Source organism: Pseudomonas sp. Q1 (assembly GCF_009935975.1).
GTDB lineage: Bacteria > Pseudomonadota > Gammaproteobacteria > Pseudomonadales > Pseudomonadaceae > Aquipseudomonas > Aquipseudomonas palleroniana.
On record NZ_QODI01000011.1, the window covers coordinates 178,430 to 193,524 of the forward strand.

General features: G+C 58.8%; 14 protein-coding genes and 1 pseudogene. 10 read left to right on the plus strand and 5 right to left on the minus strand.

Annotated elements, in window-relative coordinates:
* Positions 1-165: 165 nt before the first annotated feature.
* Together DK870_RS30020 and DK870_RS30025 are read left to right on the plus strand one after the other, a co-directional pair.
* Positions 166-1,197: pseudogene (locus tag DK870_RS30020) on the plus strand (cache and HAMP domain-containing protein); the annotation flags it as partial.
* 93 nt (positions 1,198-1,290) lie between these two features.
* Positions 1,291-2,055, plus strand: coding sequence for a methyl-accepting chemotaxis protein (locus DK870_RS30025; RefSeq protein ID WP_372241681.1), 765 nt, complete (start codon positions 1,291-1,293; stop codon positions 2,053-2,055).
* 34 nt (positions 2,056-2,089) lie between these two features.
* On the opposite strand, the gene DK870_RS29375 is transcribed toward DK870_RS30025, so the two are convergent.
* Positions 2,090-2,260, minus strand: a complete 171-nt coding sequence (locus DK870_RS29375; protein WP_178126881.1) for a hypothetical protein — start codon at positions 2,258-2,260, stop codon at positions 2,090-2,092.
* Positions 2,261-2,340: 80 nt separating this feature from the next.
* Positions 2,341-3,189 (minus strand): formyltetrahydrofolate deformylase, encoded by an 849-nt coding sequence (purU, locus tag DK870_RS18905; protein WP_005790961.1) that lies wholly within the window; start codon positions 3,187-3,189, stop codon positions 2,341-2,343.
* 350 nt (positions 3,190-3,539) lie between these two features.
* On the opposite strand from purU, the gene mvaT reads away from it, so the two are divergent.
* Complete coding sequence (mvaT, locus tag DK870_RS18910; protein ID WP_003175830.1) at positions 3,540-3,914, plus strand: histone-like nucleoid-structuring protein MvaT; 375 nt, start codon at positions 3,540-3,542, stop codon at positions 3,912-3,914.
* Positions 3,915-4,003: 89 nt separating this feature from the next.
* On the opposite strand, the gene sbcB is transcribed toward mvaT, so the two are convergent.
* A complete protein-coding gene (sbcB, locus tag DK870_RS18915) occupies positions 4,004-5,431 on the minus strand; it encodes an exodeoxyribonuclease I (protein WP_161549384.1) in 1,428 nt (475 codons plus the stop codon).
* Positions 5,432-5,598: 167 nt separating this feature from the next.
* On the opposite strand from sbcB, the gene DK870_RS18920 reads away from it, so the two are divergent.
* Genes DK870_RS18920 through DK870_RS18945 form a run of 6 tightly spaced genes read left to right on the plus strand, consistent with a single transcriptional unit; the run spans position 5,599 to position 12,269 of the window.
* Complete coding sequence (locus tag DK870_RS18920) at positions 5,599-6,291, plus strand: RDD family protein (RefSeq protein WP_161549385.1); 693 nt, start codon at positions 5,599-5,601, stop codon at positions 6,289-6,291.
* Positions 6,288-7,268, plus strand: a complete 981-nt coding sequence (locus tag DK870_RS18925; RefSeq protein ID WP_161549386.1) for a stage II sporulation protein M — start codon at positions 6,288-6,290, stop codon at positions 7,266-7,268. The genes DK870_RS18920 and DK870_RS18925 overlap by 4 nt, the downstream gene beginning before the upstream one ends.
* Positions 7,255-8,784 (plus strand): DUF4129 domain-containing protein, encoded by a 1,530-nt coding sequence (locus DK870_RS18930; protein ID WP_161549387.1) that lies wholly within the window; start codon positions 7,255-7,257, stop codon positions 8,782-8,784. The genes DK870_RS18925 and DK870_RS18930 overlap by 14 nt, the downstream gene beginning before the upstream one ends.
* The gene (locus tag DK870_RS18935; protein WP_104994703.1) at positions 8,781-9,938 is read left to right on the plus strand and encodes a DUF4350 domain-containing protein; all 1,158 of its coding nucleotides are present in this window, start codon (positions 8,781-8,783) and stop codon (positions 9,936-9,938) included. Before DK870_RS18930 ends, DK870_RS18935 begins: the two co-directional genes overlap by 4 nt.
* Positions 9,935-10,930 (plus strand): MoxR family ATPase, encoded by a 996-nt coding sequence (locus tag DK870_RS18940; protein WP_161549388.1) that lies wholly within the window; start codon positions 9,935-9,937, stop codon positions 10,928-10,930. The genes DK870_RS18935 and DK870_RS18940 overlap by 4 nt, the downstream gene beginning before the upstream one ends.
* 7 nt (positions 10,931-10,937) lie before the next feature.
* Positions 10,938-12,269, plus strand: coding sequence for a DUF58 domain-containing protein (locus DK870_RS18945; protein ID WP_060754215.1), 1,332 nt, complete (start codon positions 10,938-10,940; stop codon positions 12,267-12,269).
* A 58-nt stretch (positions 12,270-12,327) separates the two neighbouring features.
* On the opposite strand, the gene DK870_RS18950 is transcribed toward DK870_RS18945, so the two are convergent.
* Together DK870_RS18950 and DK870_RS18955 are read right to left on the minus strand one after the other, a co-directional pair.
* A complete protein-coding gene (locus tag DK870_RS18950) occupies positions 12,328-12,687 on the minus strand; it encodes a PilZ domain-containing protein (RefSeq protein ID WP_060754216.1) in 360 nt (119 codons plus the stop codon).
* A gap of 224 nt (positions 12,688-12,911) precedes the next feature.
* Positions 12,912-13,286 (minus strand): tol-pal system YbgF family protein, encoded by a 375-nt coding sequence (locus DK870_RS18955; protein ID WP_060754217.1) that lies wholly within the window; start codon positions 13,284-13,286, stop codon positions 12,912-12,914.
* Positions 13,287-13,461: 175 nt separating this feature from the next.
* Here DK870_RS18955 and pyk point away from each other — a divergent pair, with 175 nt between their 5' ends.
* Positions 13,462-14,913 (plus strand): pyruvate kinase, encoded by a 1,452-nt coding sequence (gene pyk, locus DK870_RS18960; protein WP_060754218.1) that lies wholly within the window; start codon positions 13,462-13,464, stop codon positions 14,911-14,913.
* Positions 14,914-15,095: the final 182 nt, after the last annotated feature.

Here is a 15,095-nt window from a genome sequence, read left to right on the forward strand (position 1 = left end):
ACAGGCCAATGTGAGACCCACAAAGTCTAAAAATAGGTCGGAGGGTTCCTACAAAAACCCACAGAGCTATCACCAGAAGTACCACACCTTTTTTGACGCTGCCATTTTGCGCCTCCCAAAAGGACGCGCTTTGGATATTTAAGACCTTAGCGGACCCTACAAGCCATGAATAAAAACCTGCGCTTCAGCCACAAAATCCTGCTTGCAGCCGCCCTTATCGTCATCGCCGCCTTCGCGTTGTTTACCCTCTATAACGACTATCTGCAACGCAACGCGATACGCGACGACCTGAATAACTACCTGCATGAAATGGGCGGTGTCACCGCCAGCAACATTCAAACCTGGCTTGCCGGGCGTATCGTGCTGGTGGAAAACGCCGCACAAAACATCGCCATCAATCCCGAACCGTCCGCCGTCGCCAACTTACTGGAACAGAAAGCGCTGACCTCTTCCTTTATGGCGACCTACGTCGGCGACAGTAAAGGGGCCTTTACCATCCGCCCCGATGCCAAGATGCCGGACGGTTTCGATCCGCGCGTCCGTCCCTGGTACAAAGGCGCCCAGAGCAGCAACGGTTCGACCCTGACCGAACCCTATATCGATGCGGCCACCGGGCAGTTGATCATTTCCATCGCCACCCCCAGCGCCAAGGGCGGCCAGAGTATTGGTGTGGTGGGCGGCGACCTGAGCCTGCAAACCCTGGTAGATAACATCAGCGCGCTGAACTTCGGCGGCATGGGCTACGCGTTCCTGGTCAGTGCCGACGGTAAAGTGCTGGTGCACCCGGACAAAAACCTGGTCATGAAGACTCTGGCAGAGGTGTACCCGAAGAACACCCCCAAGATCAGCGCCGACTTCAGCGAAGTCGAGGCCAACGGCAAAACCAATATCGTGACCTTTACACCGATCAAGGGTTTGCCATCGGTGAACTGGTACCTGGGCGTTTCGGTAGATAAAGACAAATCCTTCGCGATGCTCAGCCAGTTCCGCACGTCGGCGGTGATCGCCACGATCATCGCCGTGGTGATCATCATCGCCCTTCTGGGCATGCTGATCCGCGTCTTGCTGCAACCGTTGAATGTGATGACCCGGGCCATGCAGGACATCGCGGATGGCGAGGGCGACCTGACCCGACGCCTGACCATCCAGAATCATGACGAATTCGGCACCCTGGGCGAGGCGTTCAACCGGTTCGTGGAGCGTATCCATACTTCGATTCGCGAAGTGTCCTCGGCCACCGAACAGGTCAACGAAGTGGCCTTGCGGGTGGTCAGCGCCTCCAACTCGTCAATGGTCAACTCGGACGAACAGGCTAATCGCACCAACAGCGTCGCCGCCGCCATCAACCAACTGGGCGCCGCCGCCCAGGAAATCGCGCGCAACGCGGCACAGGCTTCGCAGCAAGCCAGTGACGCGCGGAGTTTGGCCGAAGACGGTCAGCAAGTGGTGGAAAGCAACATCAAGGCGATGAACCAACTGTCCGAGATGATCAGCGCTTCCGGCAACAATATCGAAGCGCTCAACAGCAAGACGGTCAATATCGGCCAGATCCTCGAGGTGATCACCAGCATCTCCCAGCAGACCAACCTGTTGGCGCTCAACGCCGCCATCGAAGCGGCGCGGGCCGGGGAGGCCGGCCGAGGGTTTGCGGTCGTGGCCGACGAAGTGCGCAACCTGGCTCATCGCACCCAGGAATCGGCGCAACAAGTGCAGAAAATGATTGAGGAGCTTCAGGTCGGCGCTCGGGATTCCGTCAGCACCATGAGTGAAAGCCAGCGCCACAGCCAGGACAGCGTGGAGATCGCCAACCTGGCCGGCGAACGGTTGAGCAGCGTGACCCAGCGCATTGGCGAGATAGACGGTATGAACCAGTCAGTCGCTACCGCCACCGAAGAGCAGACCTCCGTGGTGGAGTCGATCAACATGGACATCACCGAAATCAACACCCTCAACCAGGAAGGTGTGGAAAACCTGCAATCAACCCTGCGCGCCTGTACCGACCTGGAGCAACAGGCATCGCGCTTGAAGCAACTGGTGGGCAGTTTCCGGATCTGACGCCCAGGCCCGTCGCTGATACAGCGGCGGGCCGCTATTTTGCCGGGGGCTCGTCTTTACGCCGCTCCTGCTCCCACAACTCGGCGGCGCCAGGAAACTCGGTGCCGTCTTCTGCGTCCAGCGCGTCCGGGTCATACCGGCTCAAACACCCCTCCCCCAATGTTGCCGGGGCTTTTGACGTGGCTTTATCCAGCGGGTCGCTCATCACTCAGTCCTGCGCAGATGTAAAAAGGGCCTGGGTCGATTTAACGCCCAAGCCCTTCTGACTTCAATCACAACGCTGGATCAGAACACGACGGTCTTGTTGCCGTGTACCAGTACGCGATCTTCCAGGTGATAACGCAGGCCACGCGCCAGCACCATCTTCTCGACGTCACGGCCGAAACGCACCATGTCTTCAATACTGTCACTGTGGCTGACACGCACCACGTCCTGCTCGATGATCGGACCTGCGTCCAGCTCTTCGGTAACGTAGTGGCAAGTTGCGCCAATCAACTTCACGCCGCGCAGGGATGCCTGGTGATACGGCTTGGCCCCGACGAACGACGGCAGGAAACTGTGGTGAATGTTGATCACCTTGCCGGCGTATTCGCGGCACAGTTCCGGCGGCAGGATCTGCATGTAGCGCGCCAGCACCACCACGTCGGCCTCGTGCTGCTTGACCAGACGCGAGACCTCGGCGAACGCGGGCTCCTTGTCCTGCGGATTGACCGGTACGTGGTAGTACGGGATGCCATGCCATTCGACCATGCTGCGCAGGTCGTCATGGTTGGAGATCACACAGGCGATCTCGCAATCGAGCTCATCGCTGTGCCAGCGGTGCAGCAGGTCGGCGAGGCAGTGGGACTCACGACTGGCCATCAGCACGACACGCTTTTTCTGTTCGGTGTCGGTGATGTGCCAGGTCATCGAGAACTCTTCGGCGATCGGCGCAAACGCCTCGCGGAAGGCCTCAAGACCAAAGGGCAGCGTGTCGGCACGGATTTCGTGCCGCATGAAAAACCAACCGCTGAGATCGTCCGAGTGATGGCTCGCTTCGGTGATCCAGCCATTATGGGAGGCCAGAAAGTTACTGACTTTGGCAACGATGCCAACCCGGTCCGGGCAAGCAATCACCAGCCGAAAAGTGCGCATTAGGGGGAAACTCCAGAACTTCGCAAAGGCCGCCATTCTAGCGATTGCGCAGAAAAACTGCAGTATTCCTTGCACCTTATTCTGAATCCAGACCGAGAGGACACCCCTTAATAGCGTAAGGTTTTACCTCGTCTATATGACCGTATAACGGCCAGCTCAAGGAATTATCAAAAAATAAACGGGATTATCTTTAGGCCGGCGACCGACTAATTAACTCGACTGCGCAGCTTTACCACAAACATTCAAAGTAATTCACATAAATGCCTGCTTAAATGTTTACTTGATGAAATTGCCTGACTATTATTAGCTCACTGTCCCTGTCAATCAGCGCTCTACATAAGGTAGTCCCCATGTCACTGATCAACGAATACCGCGCCACCGAAGAAGCTATCAAAGAGCTGCAAGCGCGTTTGAAAAACCTGTCCCAAGACGACAAGCTGAAAACCGAGCTGGAATTCGAAGGCAAACTGCGCACTCTGATGGGCGAATACTCCAAGTCCCTGCGCGACATCATCGCGCTGCTGGATCCAGAGTCGAAAGTTAAAGCACCGCGTGGCGCCGTGAAAACCACCGGCACCAAGCGTGCGCGCAAGGTCAAGCAATACAAGAACCCGCACAACGGCGAAGTGATTGAAACCAAAGGCGGCAACCACAAGACGCTGAAAGAGTGGAAAGCCAAGTGGGGCGGCGACGTGGTTGAAGGCTGGGCTACCCTGCTGGGCTAAGCCGAGTCGGGCTCTCGCCTGATACGCGATACATAAAAAACGCCAGCTTGCTGGCGTTTTTTTATGTCTGAATATTCTGCAATTTCTGACTACGAGTTCAAACGCGCGGCCAGAGAATCGGCATACTCCTGCCACTGGCCCAGTACCTGGCACTGAAACGGTGTAGCACTAACAGCCAACTCCTCGCACGCCTGTTTAAATGCCAGCAGAGTATTGGGTGCCCCCCATTGCGGATTTGACAAACGCTGCTGACAGAAAAGTTTCCAACGTTGTTGCTCGTCCTTGCCCAGTGTTTCAGGAAAGTTACGGGCACGGTAGCGAAATAATAATTCCGGCAGACGATGATCATCGAAAGGCCACTGCTGGCGTGCTAGTTGTGCAGGCTCTGCCGCACGGACTTGTTCGCATAAACGGCGATCGCGGTCGCCAATAAAACCATCGTAGAGCTGCTGCTCCGGGTCGGCACTCGGTGCAAAATCCTCCTCGCTGTAAATGGCGGCCAACTTGTCACGCCAAACTTCCTGTGCGTCAGTTAGTCGCAGCGCCCGCGCCTGACAGGCGTCCATATCCAACTGAAGCCGCTCACGATCCTGCGCCCGCAATACATTCAGTGGAGCAACGACCGGGCAACGGTTGATATGCAACAACTTGAGCGGAACCGGTAGCTCACCTTCCTTCAAGTCATCACGGCGCGTATAGAGGCGCTGACGCAACACATCGGCATCCAGGTCCAGCAAGGCCTGGGGGTCGAGCCCAAGGTCACAGACGATCAATGCATTGCGATTGCGCGGGTGCCAGGCCAGCGGCAGCACCACCCCCACGTAGTGGCGCTCGGCGGAAAAGCGCCCGGAGATATGCACCATCGGTTGCAACAGACGCACCTGGTCCATCACCCGCTGCTTACTGCGCAATTGAAACAGCCATTCGTACAGCTTGGGCTGTTTTTCTCGAACCAACCGCGCCAAGGCGATGGTCGCACGCACATCGGACAGCGCATCGTGGGCCTGCCCGTGATCGATACCATTGGCCTGGGTCAGCCGCTCAAGCTTGAGGGTGACCCGCCCATCCTGCTCCGGCCAGACAATCCCCTCGGGACGCAGGGCGTAGGCGGTGCGAACCACATCAATCAGATCCCAGCGACTGTTACCCCCCTGCCACTCGCGTGCGTAAGGGTCGAAAAAATTTCGATACAAGCTGTAGCGCGTCATTTCATCGTCGAACCGCAGGGTGTTATAGCCGGCACCGCACGTACCGGGCGCAGCCAGCTCGGTATGCACCCGTGTCATGAAATCGGCTTCGGCCAAGCCCTTCTCCGCCAGTACGCCCGGAGTAATACCCGTGATCGCGCATGCCGCCGGATGGGGCAGGATATCGTCGCTGGGCTGACAATAAAGATTGAGCGGCGGGCCGATCTCGTTGAGTTCGAGGTCGGTACGAATGCCGGCCACCTGGAGCGGACGATCGCTGCGCGGGTTGATGCCGGTGGTTTCATAGTCGTACCAGAAAATGGAGGTCACGGGCTATTCCTGTACTGAAGATCGACAAAGTCTAGGCGCAGCGAGGCGTCCGGGGCCAGCGCTACATGCACTGTACAAATATCCAGCAAAACCTTGAATGGTTGCTTCCGGCGTCGACACTGCTAGCATCCGTGTCTCTGAACCGCTCAGCACTGCCAAGGATCGCAATGTCATCAGCCCCGCTGGACACCCGCTACCAGATCGAGACCCCGGAGGGTATCGACCTGCCCCTGCGCCCCGCCGGCTTGCTGGTACGTGTATTAGCCTTTGCTTTTGACCTCGGTTTGCGTGGGCTGCTCATGGGCATCCTGCTCGTGCCCCTGGCGCTGCTCGGCAACATCGGCATCGGCCTGGGCTCGTTGCTCCTGTTCCTGGTCAGTTGGTGGTACATGGTGCTGTTTGAAGTCCTCAACCAAGGCAGCTCCCCAGGCAAGCAGGTCATGGGCCTGCGTGTCGTACAGGACGACGGTACTCCCATCGGCTGGTCGTCCTCCCTGATCCGCAACCTGTTGCGCTTTGTCGACATGCTGCCTTTCGGCTACTTCCTCGGCGCCATCAGTTGCCTGCAACATCCCCATTTCAAACGGCTCGGCGACCTGGCCGCCGGGACGCTGGTGGTCTATCGCGAGCAGCCGCTGGTTCGGCCCCGCATACCTCAAGCCGCCCCCCTGCGCCTGCCCTTTGCACTGGACCTGAACGAACAACGTGCAATTCTCGCTTTCGCCGAACGCCAGGGCGAACTGTCGGCCGAGCGCGTGCATGAACTGGCCGCAATCCTTGCCGTGCCCCTGCACGTGTCCCCGGCTCGTGCTGCCGAACAACTCAATGGCGTGGCCCGCGGCCTGTTGGGGCCGACATGAAGCAGAGCCAATTTGAAAGCCGCCACCAGCAGCAATGGCAAGCCTTCGCCAAACAACTGGAGCAGTTGGAACAAGGTAAAGCCAAGGCCGCTGATGTCACCGACTTCCCCTATCAGTACCGGCGGTTGTGCCAACACCTGGCCCTGGCCCAGGAGCGCGGCTATAGCAGTTACCTGGTGGACCCGCTGCAGCAACTTGCGCTGCGTGGCCACCAACAACTCTATCGTCATCGCAGCCAATTGGCGGCGAACGTACTGGCTTTCATCCTGGCCGACTTCCCCCGCCTGGTACGCGAACAGTGGCGTTTTGTGCTGATCGCCAGCCTGTTGTTCTTCGGCAGCCTGGTGGCTATAGCCCTGCTGGTCTATCTGTTCCCCGACCTGATCTACAGCATCGTCAGCCCCCAACAGGTCGCTGAAATGCAAGGCATGTACGACCCCGATGCCAGCCACCTGGGCCGTGCGGCCGAACGGGCCTCCAGCGAAGACTGGATGATGTTCGGCTACTACGTGATGCACAACATCGGCATTGCCTTCCAGACGTTTGCCGCCGGCTTGCTGTTCGGCGTGGGCAGCGTGTTCTTCCTGATTTTCAACGGGCTGATCATCGGGGCGATATCCGGACACCTGACCGAAATTGGTTACGGCCAGACGTTCTGGTCATTTGTGATCGGTCACGGTGCATTCGAACTCAGTGGCATCGCCCTGGCCGGTGCGGCAGGCTTGCAACTGGGCTGGTCGTTGATAGCCCCCGGGCATTTGACGCGCAGCGAATCCCTGCGCCTGGCAGCGCGCAAAAGCGTGCAGATGCTCTGTGGCGTGATGATATTCCTGTTGATCGCGGCGTTCATCGAAGCGTACTGGTCATCCATCGCCACGATCGCCCCCTGGATCAAATACCTCGTGGGCGCCACATTCTGGTGTTTGGTGCTCGCTTATCTGAGCCTGGCTGGACGGACCCGTCATGCGCCTGACTGACGCCAGCGTGGCCATTCGCCCGCGTACCTCCTGGGAAGCCATGGACCTTGGTGGATTGATGGCCAGAGAACATCGTCGTCTGCTGATGAGCAGTTGGGCGATGGTCACTTTGCCGATATTTACCTTGCTCACGGTGTTGCTCTGGGAGTATCCGTCTTTCTCCCTGCTGCTGTTCTGGTGGCTCAAGCCGGCCTTCGACCGCCTCCCGCTGTACATCCTTTCCAAGGCGCTGTTTGGTGAAATACCAGGCATCAGGCAGGCCGTACGCCATTGGCCGCGCCTGCTCAAGGGCCAACTGCTGGCCAGCCTGACCTGGCGCCGACTGAGCCTGAGCCGCAGCTTTGTGCTGCCGGTCAGCCAGCTTGAGGGCCTGGACGGCCCGGCACGTCAGAAGCGCCTGGGGGTATTGCTGCAACATAACGCTGGAGCTGCACGCTGGCTGACCCTCATAGGGATGCACCTGGAAATCGGCCTATGGCTGGGTTGCATGGCCCTGTTCTACCTGTTCATTCCAAAACAGATAGAACTGGATTGGGACTGGCAACGAATGGCATTGGCAGCAGACGCCAACGAACTGTGGCTGGACCATCTGGGCAACGCCTTCTACGCCCTGATCCTGGTGTTCTGGGAACCTATCTACGTCGCCTGCGGCTTCAGCCTGTACCTCAATCGCCGTACCGTCCTGGAAGCCTGGGACCTGGAGCTGATATTCCGCAACCTGCGCCAACGCCTGAGTAGCATCGTACCGCTACTGCTGCTGGTGGTCGGGTTGATGCTCACACCCTTCACCCCACCCGCCATGGCGAGCGAACCGGTTGTTTCCAAACCGCTCAGCACTCACTCAGCCAGCCAATCCATTCAGTCGGTGCTGGAAAACCCTCCCTTCAAGAACCCTGAAACCGTCACCCGTTATCGCTTTGGTGAAGAAAAAACAGCCGTCAAAAGCAAAACAAAAGGCGATGGTAAATTGCCAGCCTGGTTGCAGGCACTCTTGGATAACCTCAACAGCAATGCCTTCAAACACGTTGCCCAAGGCTTGGAGATACTGCTGTGGAGCCTGATGCTCGGCGTAGTCGCCCTGCTGCTGTGGCGCTACCGTGAATGGCTGCGCACATTCGTCAGCCGTATCCGGCAGCCTTTACCCAAAACGCTCAAACCGGTTCCCGCTCAGTTGTTCGGGTTGGAACTGGGAGTTGAAACCTTGCCGGAAGACATCGCCGGCGCTGCCGAACAGCTATGGGCCAGCCAACCACGGGAAGCACTGGGCTTGTTGTATCGCGGCCTGCTCAGCCGATTACTGCATGAATTCAATTTGCCGCTGAAAAGCGCCGATACCGAAGGCCAGGTACTGGAACACATTCATCATTTAGGGCAACCGCAATTGCTGGCCTTCAGTGATGAGCTGACGCGCCACTGGCAAAACCTTGCGTACGGTCACCGCCTTCCTCCCGCCGCTACCCAACAACAGCTTTGCAACGATTGGCGCGCACTCTTCAGTTCGGGAGTGCGCCCATGAACAGGCCGTTACTGTGGGTCGCGCTGCTGCTCGCTGGGCTGCTGGGAGTAGGCGCTTTATACGCCTGGCACAAGGCGATCCCTTATGAAGAAGTGGTGGACCACGGTCCGTCTGCGCAAGCGCTGGCCAATCCCTACCTGGCAGCCGAGTACTTTCTACGCAGCCAAGGCCTGGCAGTGGAACATGCCTATGGCATCGAACGGCTAACCGATCGCCCAGCTAAAGGCCAAAGCCTGTTACTGCTGGGTGAGCGCAGCAACATGACCCCGCGCCAGGTTGAACAACTGCTGGATTGGGCAAAAGCCGGTGGCCACCTGCTGGTGGTGGCCGAGGCGTTATGGGATGAGGAAACGGGCAAAAGCGGCGACCTGCTGCTCGATCGCCTGAATATCCATCAGGCCCTGAGTGACACGTTCGACGAGCCGGCATCACCGCGTAAAAAGAAAGCACCGGACCTGACCAAGCTTTACGTCGACAACGAAACCGCCCCGGCCTACTTCAGTTTCGATACCGACTTCAACCTCACCGACCCGAGACACCTTGCCCAGTTTTCAGCCAATAGCGCCAAGTCCAGCCACCTGATGCAACTTGACCTGGGGCAAGGTCATGTAACGGTGGTCACCGACAGCGACCTGTGGAAAACCCCGAATATCGGCAAGCACGATAACGCCTGGCTGCTGTGGTACCTCAACCAGAACACCGACGTCACCTTGCTGTTCAACAGCGACGTGGAAAACTTGCTGACCCTGTTGATGCGTTATTTCCCACAGGCATTGGTAGCGCTCGTCGCACTGATAAGCCTGGCGCTCTGGCACGTCGGCATGCGCCAAGGCCCGATACAGGCGCCCGTCCCCCGAGCGCGCCGGCAGTTGCAGGAACACTTGAAGGCCAGCGCCGATTTCCTGCTGCGTCGCGGTGGGCAGGCCGCACTGTTGCAAGCGCTCCAACGCGACATCCTGCGCACCGCCCGCAAGCGCCATCCAGGCTTTGAACACCTGGACACGGCAGCACAATGGCAGGTACTGGAAAACCTGACTCGACAACCCTCCGATGCCATCCGCCAGGCACTCGGCCCACTCCCGTTGAAACGGCTCTCCAGCGCCGATTTCAGCCGCCAGGTGACCAGCCTGCAAACTCTCAGGAATGCCTTATGAGCGAATACCCACCGTCCACCGTCCTGAACACCACAACCCTGCAGCAGGCCAGCCAGCAAGCCCAGGCTTTGCGCGTTGAATTGCGCAAAGCCGTGATCGGCCAGGATCCGGTCATTGATGACGTGCTCACGGCACTGATCGCGGGAGGCCATGTATTGCTCGAAGGGGTGCCTGGCCTGGGCAAGACCCTGCTGGTACGGGCCCTGGCCCGCTGCTTTGGTGGCGATTTCGCACGCATCCAGTTCACCCCCGACCTGATGCCCAGCGACGTCACCGGGCATGCCGTGTACGACCTGCAAAGCCAACAGTTCAAGTTGCGCAAGGGGCCGTTGTTTACGCACCTGCTACTGGCCGATGAAATCAACCGTGCTCCGGCCAAGACGCAAGCGGCGCTGCTTGAGGCCATGCAGGAGCGCCAAGTCACGCTTGAAGGGGAAGCCTTGCCCATCGGCCAACCGTTCATGGTGCTGGCGACCCAGAACCCCATCGAACAGGAAGGTACTTACCCGCTGCCGGAAGCCGAGCTGGATCGCTTCATGCTCAAGGTGCGCATGGATTATCCCGACGCCCGACAAGAGCTGGATATGGTGCGCGAAGTGACCCGGTCATCCAGGGCCGACATGCTGGACGTGCAACCATTACGCACTGTGCTGCAGGCTGACGATGTGGTGCAGTTGCAACAGATAGCCAGTGAGATGCCCCTGGATGAACAAGTCCTCGATTATGCGGTACGGATAGCGCGTGCCACACGCAGTTGGCCAGGGCTGACCATCGGCGCCGGCCCACGGGCCTCGATCGCTCTGGTACGTGGAGCTCGTGCCCGGGCCCTGTTGCGCGGCGGGGAATTTGTCACGCCAGACGACATCAAGGGCTGCGCCCTGGCGGTACTGCGTCACCGGGTACGTATTGCGCCTGAGCTGGACATAGAAGGATTGGAAGTGGACCAGGTACTCAAGCAGTTGCTTGATCAGATTGCAGCACCAAGGCAATGACCCGGCAATGAAACCAACCCGTCTGCTTCTGACCTGGCTTGGCGTGCTGCTGGGCTTGAATATTGTGCTGGGTGCTGCGGCTGCCTTGCAGCTCAAGGTGCCCGACACGTTGCATTCGGTGGCCTGGGGCTTGTTGCTGGCGTTGCTGCTGCTCTCGCTGCTGGACGCTTTACGCCTGCGCCGCCGCCCTTCGCCGCGAATAGAACGGCAATTACCCGGCAGCCTGGCGTTGGGACGCTGGGGGGAAGTCAGGCTGGCAGTGCAGCACAGTTATCCACAACCCATCACCTTGACGGTGTTCGATCACGTACCGGATGGCTTGAGCCTGGAGAACCTGCCGCAGTCCATCGAGTTGCGACCTGGCGAGCGCTGCGAGCTGGGCTATCGCGTTCGCCCCTTGCGACGAGGGCATTTCAGCTTCAGTCGTTGCGAAATCCACCTGCCCAGCCACTTAGGGCTATGGTCGGCTCGACGCTTGATCGACGCTCGGGACGCTACCCGCGTTTACCCGGATTTCGCCCGATTGTACGGCGCACAGTTGCAGGGTGTGGATAACTGGCTGAGCCAACTCGGTGTACGTCAACGCCCGCGACGAGGGTTGGGGCTTGAGTTTCATCAGCTGCGCGAGTTTCGCGAGGGTGACAGCCTGCGCCAGATCGATTGGAAAGCGACGGCACGGCAACGCACGCCAATCGCCCGCGAATACCAGGATGAGCGCGACCAGCAAATCGTGTTCATGCTCGACTGCGGTCGACGCATGCGCAGCCAGGACGATGAGCTCTCCCATTTCGATCACGCCCTCAACGCCTGCCTGTTGCTCAGCTACGTCGCGTTACGACAGGGCGATGCCGTGGGTCTGTGCACCTTTGCCAGTGACCAGCCGCGTTACCTGGCACCGGTCAAGGGTAGTGGCCAACTGAACGTATTGCTCAATACGGTTTACGACCTGGATACCACCCGTAAAACAGCCGACTATGAGGCCGCCGCAAGCCATCTGCTGGCTCGACAAAAGCGTCGGGCGCTGGTGATCGTGGTGACCAATCTAAGGGATGAAGACGATGAGGCACTCATGACTGCCGTCAACCGTATCAGTCGGCAGCACCGGGTGATGGTGGCCAGCCTGCGAGAACATGTCCTCGATGAACTGCGCCAAGTCCCCGTGCAGACCCTGTCGGAAGCATTGGCCTACAGTGGCGCGATTGATTACCTCAACACGCGCAATGAACTGCATGATCGTTTGAACGCCCATGGGCTATCGGTGCTCGATGCCCTGCCGTCCGAGTTGGGAGCCAAGTTGGTCACGCGCTATCAGAGCTGGAAAAAAGCCGGGGCTTTCTAAAAAAAGCGTACGGCCCGGTCGAGGACAAGCGCCTGACCGAGCCGACAACACGTCGTGTTCAAGCGGAGGCCTGCAGCGGATCGAAGCTGAAATAATGCAACAACGCAGTGATCAACTGCCGATACTCTTCGGATGCCTGACGTATGCAGAAGCCGGAATCATAATGCTGTGGGTTGATGTCCTCATAACTCCACAAACAGGTGGCCGTCAGGTCAACGTACTGAAACTCGCCGTCAGATCCGGGGATCTTCAAGCGCAACTCAAAATCCGCATCGACCATCATGGGTAATTGGCTGATCAACATCAGCCCTTCTTCAGAGAGATTGCCCAGAAAGCCGACAGGCTTGTCGGTCAGACGATTGAACACCTGCAAAAAACAAGATAACTGATGCCGTTCGATCCTTCGTTCGGTAATCATGATGAAATCGCCATCCAGTGGCCATGAATCTGGCCGTGCCAGTGATTCGGAACGAGCCCATTGCCCGCTCTGCCTGGATATCGGTGTGGCAACAGCTACTGCATTGCCACTAAACAACGGCCGAATCCGGGCGCCTCATCCGTTTGAATGGAAACTTGTACAAACGGACATTCAAAGGATAGCCCACGCCTGGCAACAGGCCAGCAATCAAATCACAAATATCATTACAAAGATGCGGGACGTGGCTGTGCCACGCTGGCACCCGAGTAGTGCCCCAACTGCTGCAAGGTATCGAGCCGGGCGCGGGCACGATAGGCGTACTCACTCGATGGGTATTGGCTGATGATGAACTGGTAGGTTTGTGCCGCATCGACGAACAGTTTCTGCCGCTCCAGGCATTGCCCGCGCAACATCGAGACCTCCGGTTGCACATAACGGCGGGTACGGCTTTCACGGTCGACCTGGGACAGCTCAAGGGTGACACGCTCGCAATCACCCACCCCGTAGGCACGGTAGGCATTGTTCAAATGATGGTCCATCGACCAGCGGGTACAGCCGACTACACTGACGGCCAAGGCGGCAACGAGCAAAATTCGCATGGGGGTTCTCCTGTCTTGTGCAGTGTATCGACCCCTTGTCGAAAATCTTCAAGGGCGTTCGCCTATTCAGCCGCAACGAAAACAAGTCAATCGCCGATAAGTAGTGCAAACGAACAATGACTACAACGAAAGAGCATAGTAGCCTTCCCCAGCGCTTGAACTCAGGAGTCTGTGCATGTCCGTCCGTCGTACCAAAATCGTCGCCACCCTTGGCCCGGCCAGCAACTCGCCGGAAGTCCTCGAACAGCTGATTCTGGCTGGTTTGGACGTCGCCCGTCTGAACTTCTCCCACGGCACCCCGGACGAGCACAAGGCTCGCGCCAAACTGGTGCGTGACCTGGCCGCCAAGCACGGTCGCTTCGTTGCATTGCTGGGTGACCTGCAAGGCCCGAAAATCCGTATCGCCAAATTCACCAATAAGCGTATCGAGCTGAAGATCGGTGACACCTTCACCTTTTCCACCAGCCATCCGCTGACCGAAGGCAACCAGCAAGTCGTGGGTATCGATTACCCGGACCTGGTCAAGGACTGCGGCGTCGGTGACGAGCTGCTGCTGGACGACGGTCGCGTAGTGATGCGCGTCGAAACCGCGACCCCGACTGAACTGCACTGCACCGTGATCATCGGCGGCCCGCTGTCCGACCACAAAGGCATCAACCGTCGCGGTGGTGGCCTGACGGCGCCGGCGCTGACTGACAAAGACAAGGCCGACATCAAGCTCGCCGCCGAAATGGAAGTGGACTACCTCGCCGTGTCCTTCCCGCGCGACGCCGCTGATATGGAATACGCGCGTAAACTGCGTGACGAAGCCGGCGGCACTGCCTGGCTGGTGGCGAAGATCGAACGCGCCGAAGCCGTGGCCGATGACGAAACCCTCGACGGCCTGATCAATGCCTCCGACGCAGTGATGGTTGCCCGTGGCGACCTGGGCGTGGAAATCGGCGACGCCGAGCTGATCGGTATCCAGAAGAAAATCATCCTGCACGCCCGTCGCCACAACAAAGCAGTGATCGTGGCGACCCAGATGATGGAGTCGATGATCCAGAACCCGATGCCGACCCGTGCCGAAGTGTCCGACGTGGCCAACGCCGTGCTCGACTACACCGACGCCGTGATGCTCTCGGCTGAAAGCGCCGCCGGCCCGTACCCGCTGGAAGCCGTTCAAGCCATGGCGCGTATCTGTGTCGGTGCCGAAAAGCACCCGACCAGCAAGACCTCCAGCCACCGTATCGGCAAAGTGTTCGAAAGCTGCGACCAGAGCATCGCCCTGGCCGCCATGTACACCGCCAACCACTTCCCGGGCGTGAAAGCGATCATCGCCTTGACCGAAAGTGGCTACACGCCGTTGATCATGTCGCGCATCCGCTCCTCGGTGCCGATCTACGCGTTCACCCCCCACCGCGAAGCCCAGGCCCGCGCGGCGATGTTCCGTGGCGTATACACCATTCCGTTCGATCCGGCTTCGCTGGCACCTAACGAAGTCAGCCAGAAGGCGATCGACGAACTGGTCAAGCGCGGCGTCGTCGAGAAAGGCGACTGGGTCATCCTGACCAAGGGCGACAGCTACCACACCACCGGTGGCACCAATGGCATGAAGATCCTGCATGTGGGCGACCCACAGGTCTGAGTGACACGCTGAAAAACAAAAGCCCCGCCATGTGAATGGCGGGGCTTTTTGCTTTGCAGATCGGACTTTGTATTGGCTTCATAGCCCCATCGGGAGCAAGCCCCCTCCCACACTTGAATGTGTTCACAAATCACAATGTGGGAGGGGGCTTGCTCCCGATGAGGCCCACCCAGACAACGCAC

Coding starts and splice junctions, on each gene's coding strand:
- DK870_RS30025 (WP_372241681.1), top strand. CDS start 1,291: ATGGTCAACTCGGACGAACAGGCTAATCGCACCAACAGCGTCGCCGCC.
- DK870_RS29375 (WP_178126881.1), bottom strand. CDS start 2,260: ATGAGCGACCCGCTGGATAAAGCCACGTCAAAAGCCCCGGCAACATTG.
- purU (WP_005790961.1), bottom strand. CDS start 3,189: ATGCGCACTTTTCGGCTGGTGATTGCTTGCCCGGACCGGGTTGGCATC.
- mvaT (WP_003175830.1), top strand. CDS start 3,540: ATGTCACTGATCAACGAATACCGCGCCACCGAAGAAGCTATCAAAGAG.
- DK870_RS18920 (WP_161549385.1), top strand. CDS start 5,599: ATGTCATCAGCCCCGCTGGACACCCGCTACCAGATCGAGACCCCGGAG.
- DK870_RS18925 (WP_161549386.1), top strand. CDS start 6,288: ATGAAGCAGAGCCAATTTGAAAGCCGCCACCAGCAGCAATGGCAAGCC.
- DK870_RS18930 (WP_161549387.1), top strand. CDS start 7,255: ATGCGCCTGACTGACGCCAGCGTGGCCATTCGCCCGCGTACCTCCTGG.
- DK870_RS18935 (WP_104994703.1), top strand. CDS start 8,781: ATGAACAGGCCGTTACTGTGGGTCGCGCTGCTGCTCGCTGGGCTGCTG.
- DK870_RS18940 (WP_161549388.1), top strand. CDS start 9,935: ATGAGCGAATACCCACCGTCCACCGTCCTGAACACCACAACCCTGCAG.
- DK870_RS18945 (WP_060754215.1), top strand. CDS start 10,938: ATGAAACCAACCCGTCTGCTTCTGACCTGGCTTGGCGTGCTGCTGGGC.
- DK870_RS18950 (WP_060754216.1), bottom strand. CDS start 12,687: ATGATTACCGAACGAAGGATCGAACGGCATCAGTTATCTTGTTTTTTG.
- DK870_RS18955 (WP_060754217.1), bottom strand. CDS start 13,286: ATGCGAATTTTGCTCGTTGCCGCCTTGGCCGTCAGTGTAGTCGGCTGT.
- pyk (WP_060754218.1), top strand. CDS start 13,462: ATGTCCGTCCGTCGTACCAAAATCGTCGCCACCCTTGGCCCGGCCAGC.